20 protein-coding genes and 1 pseudogene are annotated in these 20,447 nt (G+C 68.7%); 10 read left to right on the plus strand and 11 right to left on the minus strand.

Translation table 11 applies throughout. From position 1 onward, the window contains the following. Window positions 1-17: 17 nt before the first annotated feature. Window positions 18-470 (plus strand): DUF192 domain-containing protein, encoded by a 453-nt coding sequence (locus tag MC380_RS16695; RefSeq protein ID WP_242166057.1) that lies wholly within the window; start codon window positions 18-20, stop codon window positions 468-470. 51 nt (window positions 471-521) lie between these two features. Continuing rightward, a complete protein-coding gene (locus tag MC380_RS16700) occupies window positions 522-1,364 on the plus strand; it encodes a SirB1 family protein (RefSeq protein ID WP_242101403.1) in 843 nt (280 codons plus the stop codon). A 7-nt stretch (window positions 1,365-1,371) separates the two neighbouring features. Here MC380_RS16700 and MC380_RS16705 read toward each other — a convergent pair whose 3' ends face one another. Next, window positions 1,372-1,575 carry a rubredoxin gene (locus tag MC380_RS16705; RefSeq protein ID WP_242166059.1) on the minus strand — a complete coding sequence of 68 codons (204 nt, stop codon included), beginning with the start codon at window positions 1,573-1,575 and terminating at the stop codon, window positions 1,372-1,374. A gap of 64 nt (window positions 1,576-1,639) precedes the next feature. Between MC380_RS16705 and thiE the strand changes: the two genes are divergently transcribed. The 4 genes from thiE to MC380_RS16725 all read left to right on the plus strand — a co-directional run bounded on the left by thiE (window position 1,640) and on the right by MC380_RS16725 (window position 5,389). Then, window positions 1,640-2,278: a thiamine phosphate synthase gene (thiE, locus tag MC380_RS16710; protein ID WP_242101404.1), complete on the plus strand. Its 639-nt coding sequence runs from the start codon at window positions 1,640-1,642 to the stop codon at window positions 2,276-2,278. Window positions 2,279-2,347: 69 nt separating this feature from the next. After that, window positions 2,348-3,640, plus strand: a complete 1,293-nt coding sequence (gene hemL, locus MC380_RS16715; protein ID WP_242166060.1) for a glutamate-1-semialdehyde 2,1-aminomutase — start codon at window positions 2,348-2,350, stop codon at window positions 3,638-3,640. An 8-nt stretch (window positions 3,641-3,648) separates the two neighbouring features. After that, the gene (locus tag MC380_RS18045) at window positions 3,649-4,281 is read left to right on the plus strand and encodes an HAD-IA family hydrolase (RefSeq protein WP_242101406.1); all 633 of its coding nucleotides are present in this window, start codon (window positions 3,649-3,651) and stop codon (window positions 4,279-4,281) included. After that, complete coding sequence (locus MC380_RS16725) at window positions 4,271-5,389, plus strand: PLP-dependent transferase (RefSeq protein ID WP_242101407.1); 1,119 nt, start codon at window positions 4,271-4,273, stop codon at window positions 5,387-5,389. Before MC380_RS18045 ends, MC380_RS16725 begins: the two co-directional genes overlap by 11 nt. 86 nt (window positions 5,390-5,475) lie before the next feature. On the opposite strand, the pseudogene MC380_RS16730 reads toward MC380_RS16725, so the two are convergent. From MC380_RS16730 to MC380_RS16760, 7 genes and pseudogenes are all read right to left on the minus strand, one after another. Next, a pseudogene (locus tag MC380_RS16730) lies at window positions 5,476-6,699 on the minus strand (acetylornithine transaminase); the annotation flags it as partial. A 165-nt stretch (window positions 6,700-6,864) separates the two neighbouring features. Then, window positions 6,865-7,299, minus strand: coding sequence for a VOC family protein (locus MC380_RS16735; protein ID WP_242166064.1), 435 nt, complete (start codon window positions 7,297-7,299; stop codon window positions 6,865-6,867). 110 nt (window positions 7,300-7,409) lie between these two features. After that, window positions 7,410-8,075 carry a hypothetical protein gene (locus tag MC380_RS16740; protein ID WP_242101410.1) on the minus strand — a complete coding sequence of 222 codons (666 nt, stop codon included), beginning with the start codon at window positions 8,073-8,075 and terminating at the stop codon, window positions 7,410-7,412. 73 nt (window positions 8,076-8,148) lie between these two features. After that, window positions 8,149-9,240, minus strand: coding sequence for a hypothetical protein (locus tag MC380_RS16745; protein ID WP_242166065.1), 1,092 nt, complete (start codon window positions 9,238-9,240; stop codon window positions 8,149-8,151). After that, window positions 9,237-9,776, minus strand: a complete 540-nt coding sequence (locus MC380_RS16750; RefSeq protein ID WP_242166068.1) for a sigma-70 family RNA polymerase sigma factor — start codon at window positions 9,774-9,776, stop codon at window positions 9,237-9,239. The genes MC380_RS16745 and MC380_RS16750 overlap by 4 nt, the downstream gene beginning before the upstream one ends. Before the next feature lie 91 nt (window positions 9,777-9,867). After that, entirely contained in the window at window positions 9,868-10,686 is an 819-nt protein-coding gene (locus MC380_RS16755; protein WP_242166070.1) for an NAD(P)-dependent oxidoreductase, read from the minus strand. Between the two features lie 122 nt (window positions 10,687-10,808). After that, the gene (locus MC380_RS16760; RefSeq protein ID WP_242166072.1) at window positions 10,809-11,474 is read right to left on the minus strand and encodes a serine/threonine protein kinase; all 666 of its coding nucleotides are present in this window, start codon (window positions 11,472-11,474) and stop codon (window positions 10,809-10,811) included. A 289-nt stretch (window positions 11,475-11,763) separates the two neighbouring features. On the opposite strand from MC380_RS16760, the gene MC380_RS16765 reads away from it, so the two are divergent. Next, entirely contained in the window at window positions 11,764-13,758 is a 1,995-nt protein-coding gene (locus tag MC380_RS16765; RefSeq protein ID WP_242166074.1) for a bifunctional DedA family/phosphatase PAP2 family protein, read from the plus strand. A 25-nt stretch (window positions 13,759-13,783) separates the two neighbouring features. On the opposite strand, the gene MC380_RS16770 is transcribed toward MC380_RS16765, so the two are convergent. Together MC380_RS16770 and mpl are read right to left on the minus strand one after the other, a co-directional pair. Then, on the minus strand, window positions 13,784-14,356 hold the full coding sequence (locus MC380_RS16770; RefSeq protein ID WP_242166076.1) for an LON peptidase substrate-binding domain-containing protein: 573 nt from the start codon (window positions 14,354-14,356) through the stop codon (window positions 13,784-13,786). A gap of 35 nt (window positions 14,357-14,391) precedes the next feature. Next, window positions 14,392-15,765, minus strand: coding sequence for a UDP-N-acetylmuramate:L-alanyl-gamma-D-glutamyl-meso-diaminopimelate ligase (gene mpl / locus MC380_RS16775; protein WP_242166079.1), 1,374 nt, complete (start codon window positions 15,763-15,765; stop codon window positions 14,392-14,394). Between the two features lie 163 nt (window positions 15,766-15,928). Here mpl and MC380_RS16780 point away from each other — a divergent pair, with 163 nt between their 5' ends. Next, window positions 15,929-17,152 (plus strand): S1 family peptidase, encoded by a 1,224-nt coding sequence (locus MC380_RS16780; protein ID WP_242166081.1) that lies wholly within the window; start codon window positions 15,929-15,931, stop codon window positions 17,150-17,152. Window positions 17,153-17,270: 118 nt separating this feature from the next. Here the strand turns inward: MC380_RS16780 and MC380_RS16785 are convergent, their stop codons facing one another. Next, window positions 17,271-17,849, minus strand: a complete 579-nt coding sequence (locus MC380_RS16785) for an adenylate kinase (protein WP_242166083.1) — start codon at window positions 17,847-17,849, stop codon at window positions 17,271-17,273. A 120-nt stretch (window positions 17,850-17,969) separates the two neighbouring features. Between MC380_RS16785 and MC380_RS16790 the strand changes: the two genes are divergently transcribed. Both MC380_RS16790 and MC380_RS16795 read left to right on the plus strand, forming a co-directional pair. Next, on the plus strand, window positions 17,970-19,229 hold the full coding sequence (locus MC380_RS16790; RefSeq protein WP_242166085.1) for a 6-phosphofructokinase: 1,260 nt from the start codon (window positions 17,970-17,972) through the stop codon (window positions 19,227-19,229). A gap of 63 nt (window positions 19,230-19,292) precedes the next feature. Beyond that, entirely contained in the window at window positions 19,293-20,378 is a 1,086-nt protein-coding gene (locus MC380_RS16795) for a toll/interleukin-1 receptor domain-containing protein (RefSeq protein ID WP_242166088.1), read from the plus strand. The last annotated feature ends 69 nt before the right edge of the window (window positions 20,379-20,447 follow it).

Here is a 20,447-nt window from a genome sequence, read left to right on the forward strand (position 1 = left end):
CGACCCGGGAGCTATCCATGCGCTGTTCTGCCCGCTTTTTCCCCCTTCTGGGCGCCCTGCTGGCGCTGTCTGGCTGCGCGAGCGCCGGCAACCCGTGGGTCGAACTGGCCGGGAAGCGCTATAGCGTGGAAATCGCGGACGACGACGCCGAGCGCGCGCGCGGCCTGATGTTCCGTGACGCGTTGCCGATTGACCGCGGGATGCTGTTCATCCACGAGCGCGAGGAACCGCAGGCCTACTGGATGAAGAACACCAAGATTGCGCTGGACATCCTGTATTTCGACGACGCGCGCAGGCTGGTATCGCAGCAGCGAGACGTGCCGCCGTGCACGCTCGGCGACCGTTGCCCGCCCTACCCCAGCAGTGGTCCGGCGCGTTACGTGCTGGAACTCAACGCCGGCCAGGCAGAAGCCCTGGGGCTGGCGGACGGCGCGGAGCTGCGCTTCGGCCCTGGCGTCGACGTGCGCTGAAACGCGCAATGCGCGCTTGCGCGGGCGGCGCGAACCGCGCAGGCTTGGGGCATGCGGGCGCCCCTGCAACTTCCCGAGTGGCATGCACTGGCCTCCCTGGAGGACGCCACGCTGCCGCTGCTGGGCACCGCGCTGCTGATCGCGCGCGACGAATATCCGCAACTAGATGCGGACCTGTACGACACCCTGCTGCAGAGCCATGCCGAACATCTGCGTGGCGAAATCGAGGCGGTCGACTCCTGGCCGCTGAAGATGCAGGCGATCAACCGGCACCTGTTCGAGGAACTGGGCTACGCCGGCAACCACGACCAGTATTACGACCCGCGCAACAGCTATCTCAACGAGGTGTTCGAGCGCCGGCTCGGCAATCCGATCTCGCTGGCCCTGGTGCAGATGGAGGTCGCGCGCCGGGTCGGCGTGCCGCTCGACGGCGTGTCGTTTCCTGGCCATTTCCTGGTGCGCCTGCCGGTCGATGACGGCGTGCTGGTGATGGATCCGTTCAACCGGGGCCGCCCGCTCGACGTCGACGAATTGCGCGAGCGCGCGAAGCCGCACCTGGGCGGCGACGTCCCCGATGACGAGGCGTTGAACCACATCCTCAGCCCAGCTTCCCATCGCGGCATGCTGATGCGGATGCTGCGCAACCTGCACGGCGTCTATGCCGACCAGGACGACTGGGAACGGGCGGTTCGCAGCGCCGACCGGGTGCTGAAGCTGTCACCCAACAATGCCGAAGCGCTACGCGACCGCGGCCTGGGTTACCTGAAGCTGGGCCATGCGCATGGCGCGCGCCAGGATCTCACCCGCTACCTGCAGCTGAATCCGAATGCAGACGACAGCGAATCGCTGCGCGAGCGCCTGATCGCGATCGGGCGCGGTTCGCGCCCGCACTGAGCACCGCTCACAGCGGCATCATCTCGAAGTCGTCCTTGGTCACGCCGCAATCCGGGCAGGTCCAGGTGTCGGGCACGTCTTCCCAGCGCGTGCCGGGAGCGATGCCATCCTCGGGCAGGCCTGCGGCTTCGTCGTAGATGAAACCGCATACCACACACATCCAGGTGCGGTAGGCGACGGCGTTGACGGCGGGAGACTCCGGGACGGGCATCGGCGGATAATGCGGGAATGTTTCGCCATTCTCCCACGCCCCGGCAATGCCGGAAAACCGGCGCATGAACGCGGCCGCCTGGCAACGTGGCCTGTATCTGGTCACGCCTGACGAGCCCGACACCGCACGGCTGCGGGACCGCGTGGCGGCCGTGCTGGGCGAGGCCAGCCTGCTGCAGTACCGCAACAAGGGCGCCAGCCCGGCACTGCGCTCGGAACAGGCGCTGGCGCTGCTGCCGCTGTGCCGCGCGGCCGGCGTGCCGCTGATCGTCAACGACGATACCGATCTGGCGCATGCAATCGGCGCGGCCGGCGTGCACCTGGGGGAACACGATGGCGCCGTGCACCAGGCGCGTGCTGTGCTGGGCGAGGCGGCCATCATCGGCGTCTCCTGCTACGACGACCTGGTCCGCGCCCAGGCAGCGGCGACGGCCGGCACCAGCTACATCGCATTCGGCGCGTTCTTTGCGTCGACAACCAAGCCGGGCGCGCGCCGCGCCACGCCGGACCTGCTGCGGGAAGCCGCCTCACTGGGCCTGCCTCGGGTGGCGATCGGGGGCATCACCCCGGACAACGCCCCAGGCCTGATCGCCGCCGGCGCGGACCTGGTGGCGGTCATTGCCGGCGTGTTCGATGCGGCGGACCCTCTCGCCGCCGCGCGCGCGTACCGGCGCGCGTTCGATCCAGCCGCGAGCCCGGCCTGAGGCAGACTTTCCCGGGACATGGGCACGGCTCACCCAGGGAACGACAACATCACTTCAATCTGGATGCAAATGGACACCTCCCGATCCCAGGCACTCTTCTCGCAGGCGCAGACGCTGATGCCCGGCGGCGTCAACTCGCCGGTGCGCGCGTTCAAGTCGGTCGGCGGCGAGCCGTTCTTCGTGCAGCGCGCGGAAGGGCCGTACCTGTTCGACGTCGACGGCAACCGCTACATCGACTATGTCGGCTCGTGGGGGCCGATGATCGTCGGCCACAACCATCCGCAGGTGCTCGAAGCGGTGATCGCCACCGCCCGCGACGGCCTGAGCTTCGGAACGCCCAATCCGCTGGAGGTGACGATGGCCCAGACCATCGCACGGCTGGTGCCGGGGTGCGAGATGGTGCGCATGGTCAACTCGGGGACCGAGGCCACGCTCTCGGCGATCCGTCTGGCGCGCGGCGCCACGGAGCGCGCACGCATCGTCAAGTTCGAAGGCTGCTACCACGGGCATGGCGACAGCTTCCTGGTGAAAGCGGGCAGCGGCGCCCTGACCTTCGGCGTGCCGACCTCGCCTGGCGTGCCCAAGGCGCTGGCCGACCTCACCCTGACCCTGCCCTACAACGACTTCGACGCCGCGACCGCGCTGTTCGACGAATGCGGCGACGACATCGCCGGACTGATCGTCGAGCCGGTGGTCGGCAATGCCAACTGCCTGCCACCACGCGAGGGCTATCTGCAGCACCTGCGCGACCTGTGCACGCGCCACGGCACCATCCTGATCTTCGACGAGGTCATGACCGGCTTCCGGGTGGCGCTGGGTGGCGCGCAGGCGCGCTACGGGGTGACCCCGGACCTGTCGACCTTCGGCAAGGTCATCGGCGGGGGCATGCCGGTCGGCGCGTACGGCGGCCGGCGCGAGCTGATGGAACAGATCGCCCCGGCCGGACCGATCTACCAGGCGGGCACGCTCAGCGGCAATCCGGTGGCGATGGCGGCGGGGCTTGCCATGTTGGAACTGATCCAGGCGCCCGGCTTTTACGACGCCGTCGAGGCTAAAACGAACGCGCTCTGCAACGGACTCGAGGCGGCAGCACGCGAGGCAGGCGTCGCCTTCAGCACACAACGCGTCGGCGGCATGTTCGGCCTGTTCTTCAGCAGCGAGAAGGTCGATACCTATGCGCAGGCGGTGGCCTGCGACACCGCCGCATTCAACCGCTTCTTCCACGCCATGCTCGAACGCGGCGTGTACCTGGCGCCCTCCGCGTTCGAGGCCGGTTTCATGTCGGCCGCGCACGACGACGACGCGATCGCGGCGACGATTGCGGCAGCAGGCGAAGCCTTCGCGGTGGCCCGCGCGACGTGAACGTGCCGGTGAAACGGCCCGCCTGCGTCCTGTTCGACCTCGACGAGACCCTGGTCCGTTACGACCACGACGCCCGGGTGCGCACGCTGGCGGCGCGGGTCGGGGTGGCTCCGGAACGGATCGAGGCAGAGCTGTTCGCCTCGGGGCTAGAACGCGACAGCGACCTCGGACGCCACGACGCCCGGGGCCAGGCTGAGGTGCTGGCACGGCGGCTCGGCGTTGCGGTTTCGCTCGCCGACTGCATCGCAGCGCGCGCGGCCTCGATGACGCCCGATGCCGAGGTCGTGGCGCTGGCGCGCGAAGCCGCGCGACACGCATCGGTGGCGATCCTCAGCAACAATGGCTTGCTCGTGCGCGATCATTTGCCGACCCTGTGCCCGGCGCTGTCGCCGCTGTTCGACGGGCGCGTGCTGTGCTCGGCCGAGTTCGGCATCGGCAAGCCGGAGGCCGCGATCTTCGCCCATGCCTCGGCCAGGCTCGGCCTGACGCCGGATGCAATCCTGTTCGTGGACGACAAGCGCGCCAACGCCGATGCCGCACAGGCGGCCGGCATGCGCGCCCACCACCATCGCGGCGCGGCCGGGTTACGCGCCGCGCTGATGGACCATGGATTCCTGGAGAACCCCGGCCATGCGCCCTGAAACCCTCGCCGTCCACGTCGGCAACGAACCCGATCCGGCCACTGGCGCAGTCGCGCCGCCGATCCACCTGTCCACGACCTTCCAGCACGCCGCCGATGGCGCGCGGTTGGCGGGTTACGAGTACCAGCGCGAAGGCAATCCGACCAACGACCGGCTGTGCGCCGCGATCGCCGCGCTCGAGGGCGCGCAAACCGCGCTCGGCTTCGCCTCGGGCATGGCCGCGATCTGCACCCTCATCGAGAGCCTGCCCACGCCGGCGCGGATCGTACTGCCCACGGACTGCTACGTTGGGCTGCGCATGTACGCCAACGAATTTCTGGCACAGCGTGGCGTGGACGTCGCCTATGTCGAGATGACCGACCTCGACGCGGTGCGCGCCGCGTGCGCGGCGGGAGTGGACCTGCTGTGGCTGGAGACGCCGTCCAATCCGCTGCTGCAGATCAGCGACATCGCCGCCCTGGCCAACATCGGGCATGCGCACGGCGCGCTGGTCGCCTGCGACAACACGTTCGCGACACCGCTACTGCAGCGGCCTTTGGCGCTGGGCGCGGACGTAGTAGTGCATTCGGCAACCAAGTACCTGGGCGGGCACAGCGACGTGCTCGGTGGGCTGCTGGCTTTCGCAGCGCACACCGAGCTATCCCGTGCCACTGCAAGGCGCCTGCATCTGGCGGGGCCGAGCCTGGCCCCGTTCAGCGCCTGGCTGGTGCTACGCGGCCTGCGTTCGCTGCCGGCGCGTATGGCCATGCACTGCGCCAATGCGCGCAAGGTCGCCGAATTCCTGGTGGCGCGGCCCGAAGTCGAAAGCGTGAACTACCCCGGCCTGGCGACACATCCGGGCCACGACATCGCCGCACGCCAGATGCGCGACGCCGGCGGCATGCTCAGCGTGCAGTTGCGCGGCGGGCGCGAGGCGGCGCTGGCGCTGGCGTCCAGGGTGCGGATCTTCACCAACGCCACGTCCCTCGGTGGGTGCGAGTCGCTGATCGAACATCGCGCCTCGGTCGAAGGACCCAAGCCATCGTCGCCGCAAAACCTGCTGCGCATGTCGGTGGGGCTGGAGAACGCGGACGACCTGATGGCGGACCTAGCGCAGGCGCTGGGCTGAGTCAGAGCGGCCTTGAGTGATTGTCGTCATTCTCGCGCAAGCGGGAATGACTGACGAGATCCGACCTGCTCGGACCTTCCCTGGGACCGCGCGTCCAGGTAGGCGCGCAGGCCGCTTTGCAAGCGCGCCAGACCTTCTTCCAGCTCGTCGTCGCCGATGTTCAACGGCGGCACCAGGCGCAGCACGTCCGGGCCGGCCTGCAGCAGCAGCAGGCCCGCGGCGGCGGCGTAGTTGAGGATCTCGCCGGCGCGGCCGGCGTGGGTTTGGTTGAGCGCCGCGCCCAGCATCAGGCCGCGCCCGCGGATCTCCGAGAACAGGCCGAATTCCTCGTCGATGGCCGCGAGCGCATCGCGGATCGCAGCGGCCTGCCTGCGTACGTTGGCCGCGATCGGTTCCGAAGCCAGCTTGCGCAAGGCCACCCGGGCCACCGCCGCGGCCAGCGGGTTGCCGCCGAAAGTGGTGCCGTGTGCGCCGAACTGCATGACCTCGGCCACGCGCGGCCCGGCCAGCATCGCGCCGATCGGAAAGCCGCCGCCCAGCGCCTTGGCCAGGGTCACGATGTCGGGCACCGCGCCGTCATGCCAATGCGCGAACAGCGCGCCGGTGCGGCCCATGCCGCACTGGATCTCGTCCAGCACCAGCAGCGCCCCGTGCCGGTCGCACAGTGCGCGCACGCCCTGCAGGAAGCCGTCGGCTGCCGGCATCACGCCGCCTTCGCCCTGCACCGGTTCGACCAGCACGGCGGCGACGTCTCCGTCCGCCATCGCCGTTTCCAGCTGCGCGAGATCGTTGAAGTCGACGTAACGGAAGCCGCCGGGCAGCGGCTCGTAGCCGTCCTGGTATTTCGGCTGCGCGGTTGCGGTGACCGCAGCCAGGGTGCGACCGTGAAAGCTGCCGCGGAAGCTGACGATAACGCGCCGCTCCGGCGCACGCCCCTGCGCTGTCGCCCATTTGCGCACCAGCTTGATCGCGGCCTCGTTGGCCTCGGCGCCGGAGTTGCACAGGAACACGCGCTCGGCGAAGCGCGAGGCGGCGACCAGTTCCTCCGCCAGACGCAGCGGCGGTTCGCTGTAGAACACGTTGCTGGTGTGCCAGAGCCTGCCGCCCTGCTCATGCAGGGCCGCGACCAGGTCCGGGTCGCAATGACCGAGGCTGCACACCGCGATCCCGGCGCCGAAATCGATGTAGTCGTGACCTTCGGTGTCCCACAGACGCGCGCCCTGGCCGCGCTCCAGGATCAGATCGCGTGGGCGGTAGATGGGCAGGTAGCGCTCGTGGCCAAGCGCGAGGAGGTGGGATGTGTCGGTCATCGGACTCGATTCGGTGGGTGATTGCTTACTCGTGATCCCGGGGCAAGCCGGGATGTTCTACGGCAGCGCGTAGCGCACGTCATCTGCGGCGCTTGCGCGTGCCCGCGTCCGCCAACGCCGCCCGCAAGAGCCGGATCCCGGCCTGCGCCGGGATGACGACATGAATTACCAGGTGCCGGTATTGGGCATCGACGCCCAGGGCTCCGCCGGCGGCAGGTGGCCTTCCTGCAGCAGTTCGACCGAGATCAGGTCGGGCGAGCGGACGAAGGCCATATGCCCGTCGCGCGGCGGGCGGTGGATGGTGTAGCCCATCGACTGCAGCCGTTCGCAGACGGCATAGATATCTCCGACGCGGAACGCGAGGTGGCCGAAATTGCGCGCGCTGCCGTAATCCTCCGCCAGCGTGCCGTCTTCCGGCGGCCAGTTCCAGGTCAGCTCGATCTCAGCGTCCGGACTTTCGTCGGCGGCCAGGAACACCAGGGTGTAACGGCCCTGTGCGTTCTCCATGCGCCGGGTTTCGCGCAGCCCGACGCCTTCGCAGAAGAAACGCAAGGTGGCGTCCAGGTCGTGGACGCGGATCATGGTGTGCAGGTATTTCATGCCGGCGCATCCGTTTGGGGAATGGCCGATGATCCCATGCGCGGCGTGGATCGGCGCAGCCGGCCGCGGTCCGCTGCGTTGCGGATGCCGCGACCGGCAGGCGGCTACGTTCAGTCGATCTGTCGGATGTTGAGCGCCAGCAGGCGATCGTTGCGGGCGCCGGTACGTGCCGCCCGCGCATGGATCACGCGGTCGGCGTGGCGTGCGTCCGCCTTTGCGACCAACGCCGCCGCGAAGCGCATCGAAGCGTCGCCCGGCTGCAGGCGCAGCGCATCGGCGATGCGCGTGCTGCCTTCTCCCCGGGCGAGCACCGCATCCAGCGCGGCGGCATCCACCTTGCCGATGCCGGGCATGTCGTAGCCCTGCAGCCGGGCGATGTCCTGCACGGTTTCGGCGAAGTAGCCGGCGTCGAACAGGGCCAGGGCCCTGCTCCGCGGATCCGTCGCCGCGGCAACGCGGGCCTCCAGCGCTGCGGCCAGGCGACGCAGCTGGTCGCCGTTCGCGCTCGCATAGATCGCCGCGCGACGCAGGGTTTCCATGCGCGCGATCACCGGGACCTGCGGCGTCAGCAGCGCGCGGGTGTCTTCGACCAGCCCGCGGGTGTCATACCCGTTATGGGCGCGGTTCCAGCCATCGCCCCAGGGCAGCGAGGCCGCGCCCGCCGTGTCGAAGGGATCGCAGAGCAGCGGCGGACCGGCGAGCGCGGCTGGAGCCGCCGCGAGCGTGGCGACGAGCAGCGCGATGCGCAACAGGGTGTGGATGCAAGTGCGATGCATGATGTCCTCCGGGTCAGGCCGCGGCGCAACGATGCGCCGCGTGCACGACAAGGACGCCGTAGCGCGACGAGTGTTAGCCGTCCGCCTCAGCCTGCAGCCAGGCGGGGCCCCGGTCCCGCGCAGGCAGCACATCCGGCCACTGCATCCACCAACTCTTGATCCGCGGATACGGCAGGGCATCCCACCACGGGCCGAGAGCGACGGCGCCGCGGCGGCGCAGGTCGGCGCGGGTCACCAGCCCCGCGCGTGGCAGCACCTGCACGATGCGCTCGTACAGCGGGCCCTCGGCCAGGCGCGGATTGCGCCGCACCAGCGACACCAGGCTGATCGCGTCACCGGTGCGCGAAGCGGCGATCAGCCGGCGCAGTTCCTCGCCGCGCGGATCGACATCCGCGCCGCGCGCGTCGATCGCGTCGAGCGCAGCGACGAACTGCGGTGTCGCCCCCATGTCGCGCGGGGTACCGGGCGCACGATCGCCGTGCAGGCGCACGGTGGCGCCCTCGGGCACCAGCACCTCATCCCAGCCGTTGTCGACCTGCACCCAGCCGCTGCGCACGGTCAGCGCGCCGTTCCCGGCCGCATCGCTTTGCATGATGAACTCGCACCCCAGGTCGATCACCTCGGCGCCGCGCAGGCCGACGCCGAACTGGCCGGGCGGCGCCCATACCCGGGCCCACATGCGCCCTTGTTGCAGCTGCAGCCGATGCCGGCCGGTGCGGCTTTCGACCAGGCGCAGCTGCGAATTCCTGTCCAGCGCGATCTCGCCGATCCGCGCCGCGCGCAGACGCACCATCCCGTCGCCGCCGGTCTGCAGCGTGCCCTGCAAAGGAAACGCGTGCGGAGCCCGTCCGTCTGCACCAGACATCTTCACCTCGCCGCGCTGGGCGATCACCTGCCAGGGCCGTCCGGGCTCCCATTGCAGGCGATGCCGGTACCAGGCATTGAGGCCGATGGCGCACAGCCCCAACACCGCGGCGGCGGCGTAGGCGATGCGCCAGCGACGCCGCGGACTGCGGGCGACACGAGTCGGCGAAGCTGCGGCGCCGCCATGGAAGGCGCGTCCATCGTGGCCATGGGGCCGCAACAGGCGCTCGAGCCGGGCGATCTCGGGATCGACCGGTCCGCTGCGGTCCCACAGGTAATCGTTGTGCTCATCGCCGCTCATCGCGTGCTCCCTCCCGGTCCCCCGGATGCCAGCGCGGTGCGCAGCAGCGTCATGCCGCGATGCAGGTTGACGCGCACACTGCCTGGCGTGAGCCCGGTGCGTGCGGAGATCTCGGGCCCGGTCAGCCCCTCGGCCAGTCGCAACATCAGGGTTTCCCGATAAGCCTCCGGCAGTCCGCGAATCGCAGCCAGGGTGCGTTCGGCATCGAGCCGCTCCTCATGCGTGGCCGTGTCGGATTCGGCTTCGACCGACACGCCGGTGAGTGGAACGCGCCGCCGCTTTTCGTCCAATGCCGCGCGGCGCGCGATGCTGACGATCCAGCCGGGAAAGGCAGCCGCCTCGCGCAGTTCGCCCAGGCGCCGCACCGCGGTCTCGAACACGTCCTGGGTCAGATCGTCCGCGTCTGCTTGCTGCACGTAGCCCAGCAGTACGCCGTGCACCACCGGCGCGAACCGGCGATACAACGCATCCATCGCGCCGCGATGTCCCCGGCGCGCGGATTCGACCAGTGCTGGCGTCGCCTCAATGGCTTCCACGCGATTCCGGATCGGGCTGCTCGGGTTCTGACGGGTGGACGGCGGGGAGCGTTAACCGTGCGCGGCTGGGGCGGTGCCGATCGAGGGCTCGCTAGTCGAGGAACAGGTCCGGCAGCAGCGGCTGGCCCGGCTCCACCGCATAGCGGTCGAAGTCCTGAACGCCCGTCTCGCGCAGCACCTCCTCGTCGATCAGGAAGCGGCCGCTGAAGCCCTGGGCCTCGTGGACCAGGACCGCGTGCGCGGCATCGGCCACGATCTCCGGCGTGCGGCAGTTGCGCGGGTCCACGCCCGGGATCATGTTGATCGCGTCGGTGGCGATCACGGTGCGCGGCCAGAGCGCATTCACCGCCACGCCCTGCGGCCCGAACTCGGCCGCCAGGCCCAGGGTCACGAAGCTCATGCCCATCTTCGCCAGGGTGTAGCCGGTGTGCGGCGCCCACCATTTCGGCGCCAGCGACGGCGGCGGGGCCAGGGTGAGGATGTGCGGGTTCGGCGCCTGCAGCAGGTGCGGCAGGCAGGCCTGGGCGCAGACGAAGCTGCCGCGCGCATTGACCTGCTGCATCAGGTCGAAGCGCTTCATCGGCGTGTCGAGCGTGCCGCGCAGCCAGATGGCGCTCGCGTTGTTGACCAGGATGTCGATGCCGCCGAACGCGTCCACCGCGACGGCCACCGCGGCGCGAACCTGGTCCTCTTCGCGGATATCGCATTGCAGCGCCAGCGCATGGCCGCCCAGGGCCTCGACGTCCGCCGCCGCGGTGTGGATGGTGCCGGGCAGCTTCGGATTCGGCACCGACGACTTGGCGGCGATGGCGATGTTGGCCCCATCGCGCGCCGCGCGGCGGGCGATGGCCAGGCCGATACCGCGCGAGGCGCCGGTGATGAACAGGGTCTTGCCGGCAAGGGTGGACATGGCGACCTCGTAAGCATCGGGGATGCGATCCATTGTAGGAGCGGCGTCAGCCGCGAGCTTCCCGCGCTGCGCGCCGGCCAGCCAGGGGGACTCGCGACTGACGTCGTTCCTACGTCACGCCCCTACGGCTTCGGTCCCTGTCCCTCGTTGTCTTCCCATTTGAGAATGCGCCGGGTGACGAAGCGATACACCGGCTTGCCGGTAGCGAACCAGGCTTCGCGCAGCCACGAGTGGCGCTTGAGCAGACGCTTCTCCACCGGGGTGAGCGCGTGCGCGCAGTACATGCGCTTGTGCTTGAGCAGGTGGCGCAGGTCTTCGCGCGCGAGCAGCCGCATCCAGCGCGAGCGCTGGCGCCCGCGCACGGCCAGCTGGAAGTCGATGATGCCCGGTGATCCGTCGGTCAGCACCAGCCAGTTGGCTTCCTTGGCCAGGTCGTTGTGGGCGATGCCGGCGCGGTGCAGCCGCTGCAGCAGCCGGCGCGCGCTGCGGAAATAGGCCACGTCCCCGCGCGGCGGACGCTGGTACATGGCCGCGCCATCGAGGAAGCTGCGATCGAGCACGCGCCCGTCCCAGCCCAGCAGTTGCGGCATCGCCGGCAGGCCCGCCACGCACCGGAGCGCGCGCGCCTCGCGTCGCGCCAGCCACCATGCCGGCGCACGCAGCCACAGCGGCACGAAGCGCAGGTCGCGGCGCACGAAGGGAATGCCGTCGGCGCCGCGCATCAGCGCGATGCGGCCGAAACTGTCGGACTTGAGTGCCTGGAGTTCGACGGCGTCGCTGCGATCCATGCGCAGATTGTAGGGCGGGCCCTTGCCCGCCATCCGAGGCGGACCGGTTGCCTGCCTGTGGGAACGAGCTTGCTCGCGATTGCTTTTTGCCGCAGCGACCGACAGGTCAGAGCATTCGCGGCCAAGACCGCTCCCACACTGGTTGCCATTTCGCCCCGCCCTTGTGGGAGCGAGCTTGCTCGCGAATGCTCTTCGCCGCCGCGACCGACAGGTCAGAGCATTCGCGGCCGAGGCCGCTCCCACAGCGATTGCCACAAAGGCGATCGGGGAGCCCCTCTACAATTACGCCATGCAATCCGCCTGGCTCGATGGCATCGTCGCATGGATCAGCGCGCACCCGGTGCTGGCCGGCGGCGTGATATTCCTGATCGCGTTCTGCGATGCGCTGGCCGTGGTCGGCATCGTGGTGCCGGCGTTGCCGCTGCTGTTCGCGGTCGGCGCGCTGGTCGGCCTGGGTCACGTGGATGGTCCCTACGCGATCGTGTGCGCAGGCGCCGGCGCGTTCGCCGGCGATGCCCTCAGCTACTGGCTGGGGCGGCTCTGGGGCCCGCAGATGCGCGATCACCTGCTGTTCCGGCGCTACCCGCAGCTGATCGACCGCGGCGAGCAGCTGTTCCGCCGCCACGGCGCCAAGGGCATCGTGATCGCACGTTACGTCGGCCCGGTGCGTCCCTTCGTGCCGGCCGTCGCCGGCATGCTGCATATGCCGCTCCGGCGCTACGTGCCAGCCAGCATCTTTGCCGCGCTGAGCTGGGCCGCGCTGTTCCTGGCCCCGGGCTGGATCTTCGGCGCCTCCTACGACGCGGTGGCCGCGGTCGCCGATCGCCTGGCGTTGGTCCTGCTGGCGCTGGCGGCGGTGCTGGCCCTGGTCTGGGCCGGCGTGCTCTACACCTGGCGCTGGTTTGCGCACCATGCCGACAACCTGCTGGCGCGCGCGCTGAAGTGGACCCGGGCGCATCCGATCATGGGTCGCTATGCCGCGGCGCTGATCGATCCGAACCGGCCCGAGTCCGCGTCGCTGGCGATCCTGGCGGTGTGCCTGCTCGCGATCGCCTGGGCCTGGTTCGCGCTGCTGGCCACGGTCTGGATGCGTGGCGAACCGCTGGCGATCGACCGCAGCGTGTTCGACTTTCTGTACACCCTGCGCAATCCGCTGGCCGACCGGCTGATGGCCGGGCTGGCGTCGATCGGCGATGCGCAGGTGCTGCTGCCGGCCGCGGGGCTCGCCCTGGCCTACCTGATCTGGCGTCGGCGCTGGATCGCGGCGGCGCACTGGCTGGCCGCACTCGCCTTCGGCCTGGCGCTGACCACCTGGCTGGGCGCGTCGGTGGACATGCCGCGACCGCCCACGGCACCGGAGGGTTTCGGCTTCCCCTCGATCGCGGTGACCATGACCACCATCACCTTCGGCTTCTTCGCCGTGCTGATCGCGCGCGAATGGCCGGGACGCAAGCGGGTGTGGCCTTATCTGGTCAGCGGCGCGGCGGTGGCCCTGCTCGGCTTCGCCCGGCTGTACCTGGGCGCGCATTGGCTCAGCGACGTGGTCGCCGGAATGCTGCTGGGCATCGTCTGGCTGCTGTTGCTGGGCATCGCCTACCGGCGGCACGTGGCGCGTTCGTTCTGGATGCGGCCGCTGGCGTCGCTGTTCTACGGCGCCTTCCTGGTCGCCGGGTTCTGGCATGCACCGCGCGCGGTGGACACGGTACTCACGAAGTTCAGCGCGCCGCCGCCCACCCAGGTCATGCGCCTGGAGGATTGGCGCCAGAACGGCTGGCAGCGCCTTCCCGAGCGCCGCAACGAACGCGATGCCAGCCTGCGCTGGCTGCTGGACGTGCAGGTCGCCGGCCCACTGGAGCCGCTGCAGTCGCTGCTCGAGGCGCAAGGCTGGCGGGTGCAGCCGCAGGCCGACTGGATCTCGACCCTGGGCCTGCTGCGCGAGGACGCTCGCAGCGACGGACAACCGGTGTTGCCGGCCACGCTCGATGCGCATCCCGAAGCCCTGCTGCTGCGTCGCGACGCCGCCGACGGCGCCAGCACCCAGGTGTTGCGGCTGTGGCCTGCGCCGGTGCGCCTGGCCGACGGCACGCCGCTGTGGATCGGCAGCACCCAGACCCTGCGCTACACCCGGCCGTTCGGCGCCTTCGGCCTGTGGCAGCCCATCGCAGACGCCGGCGCCTCACACCGGGCCCTGCGCGCATCCGCCGCTTCGCTACCGATGCAGGATGGCGCGCGCAACACGGGTGAGGCGCATGTGCTGCGGATTTCGACCGCGCAAGACCAGTAGCGAGCCAAGGCGAGCCTGCGACGCCCTACGGCATCAATTGCACCAGCAGATCCAACCGCGCATGCGGATCGTCTTCCTGCAGCAGCGACTGGCGCTGCGCGTCGGCCAGCGGCAGCAGCTGGGCCAGGCGCCAGCCGACCCAGGCGGCATCGTCCAGGCGCGCGGCGGGGGCTTTCGCGAATTCTCCGCCGACATGGCCGATCACGCGTTCGAGCAGGGTCGACAGCAACCCATGCTCGGCGCGCAGTTCGTCGTCGGGATCATCGGGGCACCAGTCGACATCGGCCACCAGCAGGCCGTTGTCGCGCACGCGGGTGCGGCGTACGTGGAAGCGCCGCGCGCCGCGCACCTGCAGGGTGAGCAGGCCATCGTCGCTGCTGCCGAAATCCTCGATCAGCGCTTCGGTGCCGTACGCGGCCGGGGTCGCAGGCGCGCCGACCTCTGCGCCGGACAGGATCAGGCAGACGCCAAAACCGCGCGCATTGCGCCCGCAATCCCGCACCAGGTCGAGATAGCGCGGCTCGAAGATCCGCAGGCCCAGCGCCGCGCCGGGCAGCAGCACGCTGTGCAGCGGAAACAGCGGGAGCGATTCGGTCACTCGGTCAGCCTAGCACCGTGCCCGTGGTTGTTCCTTCAGGCAAGCGCGGCGAGAAACCGTCGCGGCGCGCCGTCGAAGCCGCCGTTGGACATGAACACGACATGGTCGCCTGCGCGCACCAGCGTCGAGAGCTTTGCGATCAGCGCGTCGGCGTCCGGGACCGCATGGCCTTCTGCACGCAGCGCGGCGAGTACCGCGCCCGCATCCCAGGCCAGTTCCGGCCGGTGCAGGAACACCACCGCGTCCGCGCCCGCGAGCGAAGGCGCCAGCGCCTCGGCATGCGCCCCCAGGCGCATCGAATTGCTGCGCGGCTCCATCGCAACGATCACGCGCGCTTCGCCGACGCGCGCGCGCAGTCCCGCCAGCGTGGTGGCGATGGCAGTGGGATGGTGAGCGAAATCGTCGTAAACGGTGACGCCGCGCGCGCTGCCCAGCACTTCCAGCCGGCGCTTGACGCTGCGGAAGGCCGCCAGCGCCGGCAGGATCGCGCCGATCTCCACGCCGACGGCGTGGCAGGCGGCCAGCGCGGCCAGCCCGTTGAGCACGTTGTGGTCGCCGAGCATCGGCCATTCGACCGTGCCGATCTCGCGCGAGCCGTGCAGCACCACGAACGCGCTGCCGTCCTCACGCAGCTTGCGTGCGCTCCACTCGTACACGGGCGCGGTGCCCTCGGACAGCAGGCCGAAGCGCTCGACCGGCGTCCAGCTGCCCATCGCCAGCACTTCGGCCAGGCGTTCGTCGGCGCCGTTCACGATCAACCTCCCGCGCCGCGGCACGATGCGCACAAGGTGGTGGAACTGGCGCTGGATCGCGGCCACGTCGGGGAAGATGTCGGCGTGGTCGTACTCGAGGTTGTTGAGGATCGCCACCAGCGGCCGGTAGTGCACGAACTTGCTGCGCTTGTCGAAGAACGCGGTGTCGTACTCGTCGGCTTCCACCACGAACTCGCGCCCCGTTCCCACGCGCGCGGACACGCCGAAGTCCTCGGCCACGCCGCCGATCAGGAAGCCGGGCTCGCGCCCTGCCGCCTGCAGCAGGTACGCCAGGATCGTGGTCGTGGTGGTCTTGCCATGGGTGCCCGCCACGGCCAGGGTGTCGCGGCCGGGCAGCACCTGTTCGCTCAGCCACTGCGCGCCCGATGTGTACTTCAGGCCCGCATCGAGCACGTGTTCCACGGCCGGGTTGCCACGCGAGAGCGCATTGCCGACCACGATCTCGTCGCAGTCGGCGGAGATGTTTTCGGGCGCATAGCCCTGGCGCAGCGCGATGCCCAGCTGCTCGAGCTGGGTCGACATCGGCGGATAGATGTTCTGGTCGCTGCCTTCGACGGCGTGCCCGAGTTCCCGGGCCAACGCGGCGACGCCGCCCATGAAGGTGCCGGCGATGCCGAGGATATGCAGTTTGCTCATCGGGCCATTGTCGCCGATCCGGCTATTCAGACTCGACCGCTGCCGCTGTGCCAGCATCGCCTGCCGGGCCCGCACGCCGTTTGCGGCCGCACCGTTCGCGGCGATGCGTTTGCTGGGTAGCAACATCCGAATCGATCGTCCCGTCCGTCAGGAGAACCTCAGAATGCGCAAGTTCGTTTCCCGGGCCAAACGCGGCCTGCTCGTGCTTTCGCCGATCGCACTCGCGGTCGCCATGGTCGCCGCCGCCGCGCCGGCGTCCTCCGGCCAGGAAGTATCACCGGCGCTGAGAGCGGCGATGCAGCGCGACCTCGGCCTGTCGTCTGCCCAGCTGTCGCAGTACCTCCGGACCGAACGCCTCGCCGCACTGCAGGAGAAGAAGCTGGCCGCCGCGCAGGGCCGCAACTACGCCGGCAGCTGGATCGAGAAGCAGGCCAACGGCAGCTTCAAGCTGGTCGTCGCCACCACCGCGATCAGGCCGCAGAAGGCCGCCGGGGTCGAGATCCGCCAGGCCAGGCACAGCTTTACCTCGCTCAATGCCTCCAAGGCCCAGCTCGACGACGTGCTCGCGCACGGCGGCAGGGCGCCGAAGGGTGTGTACGGCTGGTACGTCGACCTGCCCAGCAACAGCGTGGTGGTCAGCGTAGGCAAGGGCGGGCAGAAGGCCGGCATCGACTTCGTCGCCGCCAGCGGCGCCGACGCCCAGACCGTGCGCTTCGAGATCGCCGAGGAACAGCCCAGCCTGCGCATGGACGTGCTGGGCGGATACGGTTACCTGCGCAATCCCGGTGACGGCTATCTCTACGCCTGCTCGGTCGGCTTCTCCGTCTTCCAGGGCAGCAATCCCGGTTACACCACCGCCGGCCATTGCGGCGATGCTGGCGAGGTCGTGTATTACGAACCCTCGCAGTGGACGCTCGGCGTCCGGCTCGGCACGTTCGCCGCCTCCAGCTTCCCGTCGCCGGGCCAGACCGGCAACGACTATGCCTGGGTCCGGCTGGACGCCGTGCACACCCCGCGCCCGACCGTCGAGGGCTATACCAGCGGCGACGTGACCGTGCGCGGCGGGACCGAGGCGGCCGTGGGCGCGGCGATCTGCCGGTCCGGTCGCACCAGCGGCTGGCGCTGCGGCACGATCGAGGCCAAGAACCAGACCGTCAACTACAGCAGCGGCGAAACGATCCTCAACCTGACCCGCACCACCGCCTGTTCGGAAGGCGGCGACTCGGGCGGCTCGTTCATCACCGGTCCGGGCCAGGCGCAGGGCGTGCTGTCGGGCGGCAGCGGCAGCTGCAAGGGCAAGCTCCCCAACCGGCGCACGCGCAGCTACTACCAGCCGCTCACGCCGATCCTGCAGGCCTACAACCTGACCCTGGTGACCAGCCCCTGATCCAGCAGGCCGGTCAACGGCCACCGACTGTCGCGCCAACGAAAACGCCCCGGCTTGCCGGGGCGTTTTTCATTGGGGCTGGGCTGATGGAAGCTGGCGCCCTGCGTTCGCGGCGCGGTCAGCCGACCTCGCGCACCGGCGCGATCGCCTCGACGATCCGGGTGAACACCTGGTCCAGCGAACCCACGCCGTCGACCACGGTCAGCTGGCCGTGCTGGCGGTAGAACTCGATCACCGGCGCGGTCTGCTGCTCGTAGACGCGCAGCCGGGTGCGGACCGACTCGGGCGAATCGTCCGCGCGGCCTTCGGCCTGGGCCCGCCCGGCGATGCGCTCCACCAGCAGTTCCGTGGGCACGTCCAGCTGCACGGCGTAATCCATCGGCTGGCCGATGCGCTGGAGCAGCCCGTCGAGCGCACCGGCCTGGGCCAGGTTGCGCGGGTAGCCGTCGAGGATGAAGCCGCCGGCCGTGTCGGCCTGCGAGAAGCGCGACTCCAGCATGCCCAGCAGGATCGCGTCGCTGACCAGCTCGCCGCGGGCCATGATTTCCTTGGCTTCCAGTCCCAGCTTGCTGCCGGCGGCCACTTCCGCGCGCAGCAGATCGCCGGTGGAGATGTGCGGCACCTGTAGATGACCTTTCAGCCGCGCGGCTTGCGTGCCCTTGCCCGAGCCGGGTGCGCCCAGCAACACCAATCGCATCCGCTTCCTCCGAATTCCTGCGGGGCCGGGGCTACACTCCGCCCGGCCCGATCTCGCGCCAGCTTACCGTAAACCCGCCGCAGCCCGCCCGACGGGGCCGCGCTCACTGGAGTCGACTGCATGCCGCAACCCGCACCCACCCTGCTCTACGCCCAGTCCGGCGGCGTCACCGCCGTGATCAATGCCACCGCCTCGGCCGTGATCAGCGAGGCGCGTGCCCGCAAGGTCCGGGCGCTGGCGGCGCGCAACGGCATCCTCGGCGCGCTGCGCGAGGAACTGGTGGACACATCCAAGGAATCGGCGGCGGCGATCCGCGCGCTCGCGCACACCCCCGGCGGCGCGTTCGGCAGCTGCCGGGTCAAGCTGAAGTCGCTGGAGGCCGACCGCGCCCGCTACGAGCGCCTGCTCGAGGTCTTCCAGGCGCATAACGTGCGCTGGTTCCTCTACAACGGCGGCAACGATTCGGCCGATACCGCGCTGAAGGTCTCCAGGCTGGCAACCGAATACGGCGTGCCGCTGACCTGCATCGGCGTGCCCAAGACGGTCGACAACGACCTGGCCGTGACCGACTGCTGCCCGGGCTTCGGCTCGGCCGCCAAGTACACCGCGGTGTCGGTGCGCGAGTGCGCGCTGGACGTTGCGGCGATGGCCGAGACCTCGACCAAGGTGTTCGTGTACGAGGCCATGGGCCGTCACGCCGGCTGGCTGGCCGCGGCCGGCGGCCTGGCTGGCAACGGGCCCGACGAGGCCCCGCACCTGATCCTGTTCCCCGAGCGGCCCTACGACGAGGCCGATTTCCTCGCCAACGTGCGGCGCGTGGTCGAGCGCGTCGGCTACTGCGTGGTTGTCGCCAGCGAGGGCATCCACGGTGCGGACGGAAAATTCGTCGCCGACATGGGCACGGTCGACTCCTTCGGCCATACCCAGCTCGGCGGCGTGTCCTCGTTCCTGGCCGGCCGGGTCAAGGCCGAACTCGGCTACAAGGTGCACTGGACCCTGCCCGACTACCTGCAGCGCTCCGCCCGCCACATCGCTTCGAAGACCGATCTCGACCAGGCCATGGCCGTCGGCAAGGCCGCGGTGCAGTACGCGTTGAAAGGCATGAACGCGACGATGCCGGTGATCAAACGCACTTCGGATTCGCCGTACCGCTGGAAGATCGAAGCCGCACCGCTGGACAAGGTCGCCAACCACGAAAAGAAGATGCCAGCCGGCTTCATCCGCAAGGATGGTTACGGCATCACCGCTGCGGCACGCAAGTATCTGGAACCGCTGATCCGTGGGGAAGCGCCGCCGCCGTATGGGCGGGGTGGGATTCCGGCGTATGTGGAGTTGCAGAACAAGTTAATCAGGAAGAAGCTGCCAGCGTTCGAAGCATGAGCGCGAACGATGGTATTGGTCGTATTCGGTTGATAACCAGTAGTTAGCTCTCACCAAACAACCATGTCGACCGACGAAGTTTTCATCAGCTACAGCTACGACTCACCTGTCCACGTGCAGCGCGTCCTTGAACTGTCCAATCGCCTTCGCGGAGAGGGTATAGATTGCGTACTGGATCAGTACGAAGAATCCCCATCCGAGGGCTGGCCTCGTTGGATGGACAGAAAAATCAGGGACGCAAAGCATGTCCTAGTGATTTGCACAGAAACCTACCTCAACCGAATCATGGGTGATGAAGCGCCTAATAAAGGCCTCGGTGTCAAGTGGGAAGGAACCATTGCCTATCAACACCTTTACAACTCTGGCCTCAACAACGACAAGTTCATCCCGGTAATTTTTGAAGAACAAGATTACTCATACATCCCTATACCGCTTCAGCCATTCACACACTACAACGTTGCTGAGCCGATCAGATATGACAGGTTATACAAGCGCCTCACAGGGCAACCTCACATCCAGAAGCCAGAACTAGGGGCAAGACGCCCACTCCCTTACAAGCCCGTAAAGACTGACCCAAAGCTCTTCTTCATCTCGCCGATTGACATTGATCTTTGGAATCAAGCGAAGTGGCGTGCAACATTCTTCATGTTCGCCCCAGGGGTTCCACCAGTTCTCGGGCTCGCTTTTAGAGACGAATCCTTCGCTAAAGAAATTTTCAAAGGCTGGCATGATCGCTTCGGTGACAATGACCAGCATGAAGAAATTCGCGTCTCAATCATTGAGGGTGACATCCCAGGAGAGGATGCTGGCTACACGGTTCACCTCGGCCCAGACATTGACGGCTTTTCAGCTCGTTACAAAGAGGCCGGACTTGAGATTAAAGAAGACCTATTGATGTGCGTAAGCAGACTGAATCGCATGACCCCTCCGCCCGAGAGCAGAAACCTCGAGAACTTCAAGGCTGCTTTCAAAGTACATAAAACTTACTACTTAGCTCCCGGCGTAGTGTCTGAAGACGGAAAACAAATGACTCCACTTACCGATCTCGCAATCTTCAAGAACAAGATTCATTTCAGGCATGTTGACGACATCGGCGAGCATGACCCTGACTTAATCGTATTCAAAGATCCAGAGCATGAGTTGAAGTAGCAGAACTCGTAGGGGGGGGGGGAACCCCCCCCCGCGGGGCACAGGTAACACAAAAGGGGGGGTGTGGCC

The sequence above is a fragment of the Lysobacter sp. M15 genome (assembly GCF_022662515.1).
GTDB lineage: Bacteria > Pseudomonadota > Gammaproteobacteria > Xanthomonadales > Xanthomonadaceae > JAKPBU01.

Excerpts from the sequence above, each read along its gene's own strand:
- MC380_RS16695 (WP_242166057.1), top strand. The coding sequence starts at position 18 with ATGCGCTGTTCTGCCCGCTTTTTCCCCCTTCTGGGCGCCCTGCTGGCG.
- MC380_RS16700 (WP_242101403.1), top strand. The coding sequence starts at position 522 with ATGCGGGCGCCCCTGCAACTTCCCGAGTGGCATGCACTGGCCTCCCTG.
- MC380_RS16705 (WP_242166059.1), bottom strand. The coding sequence starts at position 1,575 with ATGCCCGTCCCGGAGTCTCCCGCCGTCAACGCCGTCGCCTACCGCACC.
- thiE (WP_242101404.1), top strand. The coding sequence starts at position 1,640 with ATGAACGCGGCCGCCTGGCAACGTGGCCTGTATCTGGTCACGCCTGAC.
- hemL (WP_242166060.1), top strand. The coding sequence starts at position 2,348 with ATGGACACCTCCCGATCCCAGGCACTCTTCTCGCAGGCGCAGACGCTG.
- MC380_RS16725 (WP_242101407.1), top strand. The coding sequence starts at position 4,271 with ATGCGCCCTGAAACCCTCGCCGTCCACGTCGGCAACGAACCCGATCCG.
- MC380_RS16735 (WP_242166064.1), bottom strand. The coding sequence starts at position 7,299 with ATGAAATACCTGCACACCATGATCCGCGTCCACGACCTGGACGCCACC.
- MC380_RS16740 (WP_242101410.1), bottom strand. The coding sequence starts at position 8,075 with ATGCATCGCACTTGCATCCACACCCTGTTGCGCATCGCGCTGCTCGTC.
- MC380_RS16745 (WP_242166065.1), bottom strand. The coding sequence starts at position 9,240 with ATGAGCGGCGATGAGCACAACGATTACCTGTGGGACCGCAGCGGACCG.
- MC380_RS16755 (WP_242166070.1), bottom strand. The coding sequence starts at position 10,686 with ATGTCCACCCTTGCCGGCAAGACCCTGTTCATCACCGGCGCCTCGCGC.
- MC380_RS16760 (WP_242166072.1), bottom strand. The coding sequence starts at position 11,474 with ATGGATCGCAGCGACGCCGTCGAACTCCAGGCACTCAAGTCCGACAGT.
- MC380_RS16765 (WP_242166074.1), top strand. The coding sequence starts at position 11,764 with ATGCAATCCGCCTGGCTCGATGGCATCGTCGCATGGATCAGCGCGCAC.
- mpl (WP_242166079.1), bottom strand. The coding sequence starts at position 15,765 with ATGAGCAAACTGCATATCCTCGGCATCGCCGGCACCTTCATGGGCGGC.
- MC380_RS16780 (WP_242166081.1), top strand. The coding sequence starts at position 15,929 with ATGCGCAAGTTCGTTTCCCGGGCCAAACGCGGCCTGCTCGTGCTTTCG.
- MC380_RS16785 (WP_242166083.1), bottom strand. The coding sequence starts at position 17,849 with ATGCGATTGGTGTTGCTGGGCGCACCCGGCTCGGGCAAGGGCACGCAA.
- MC380_RS16790 (WP_242166085.1), top strand. The coding sequence starts at position 17,970 with ATGCCGCAACCCGCACCCACCCTGCTCTACGCCCAGTCCGGCGGCGTC.
- MC380_RS16795 (WP_242166088.1), top strand. The coding sequence starts at position 19,293 with ATGTCGACCGACGAAGTTTTCATCAGCTACAGCTACGACTCACCTGTC.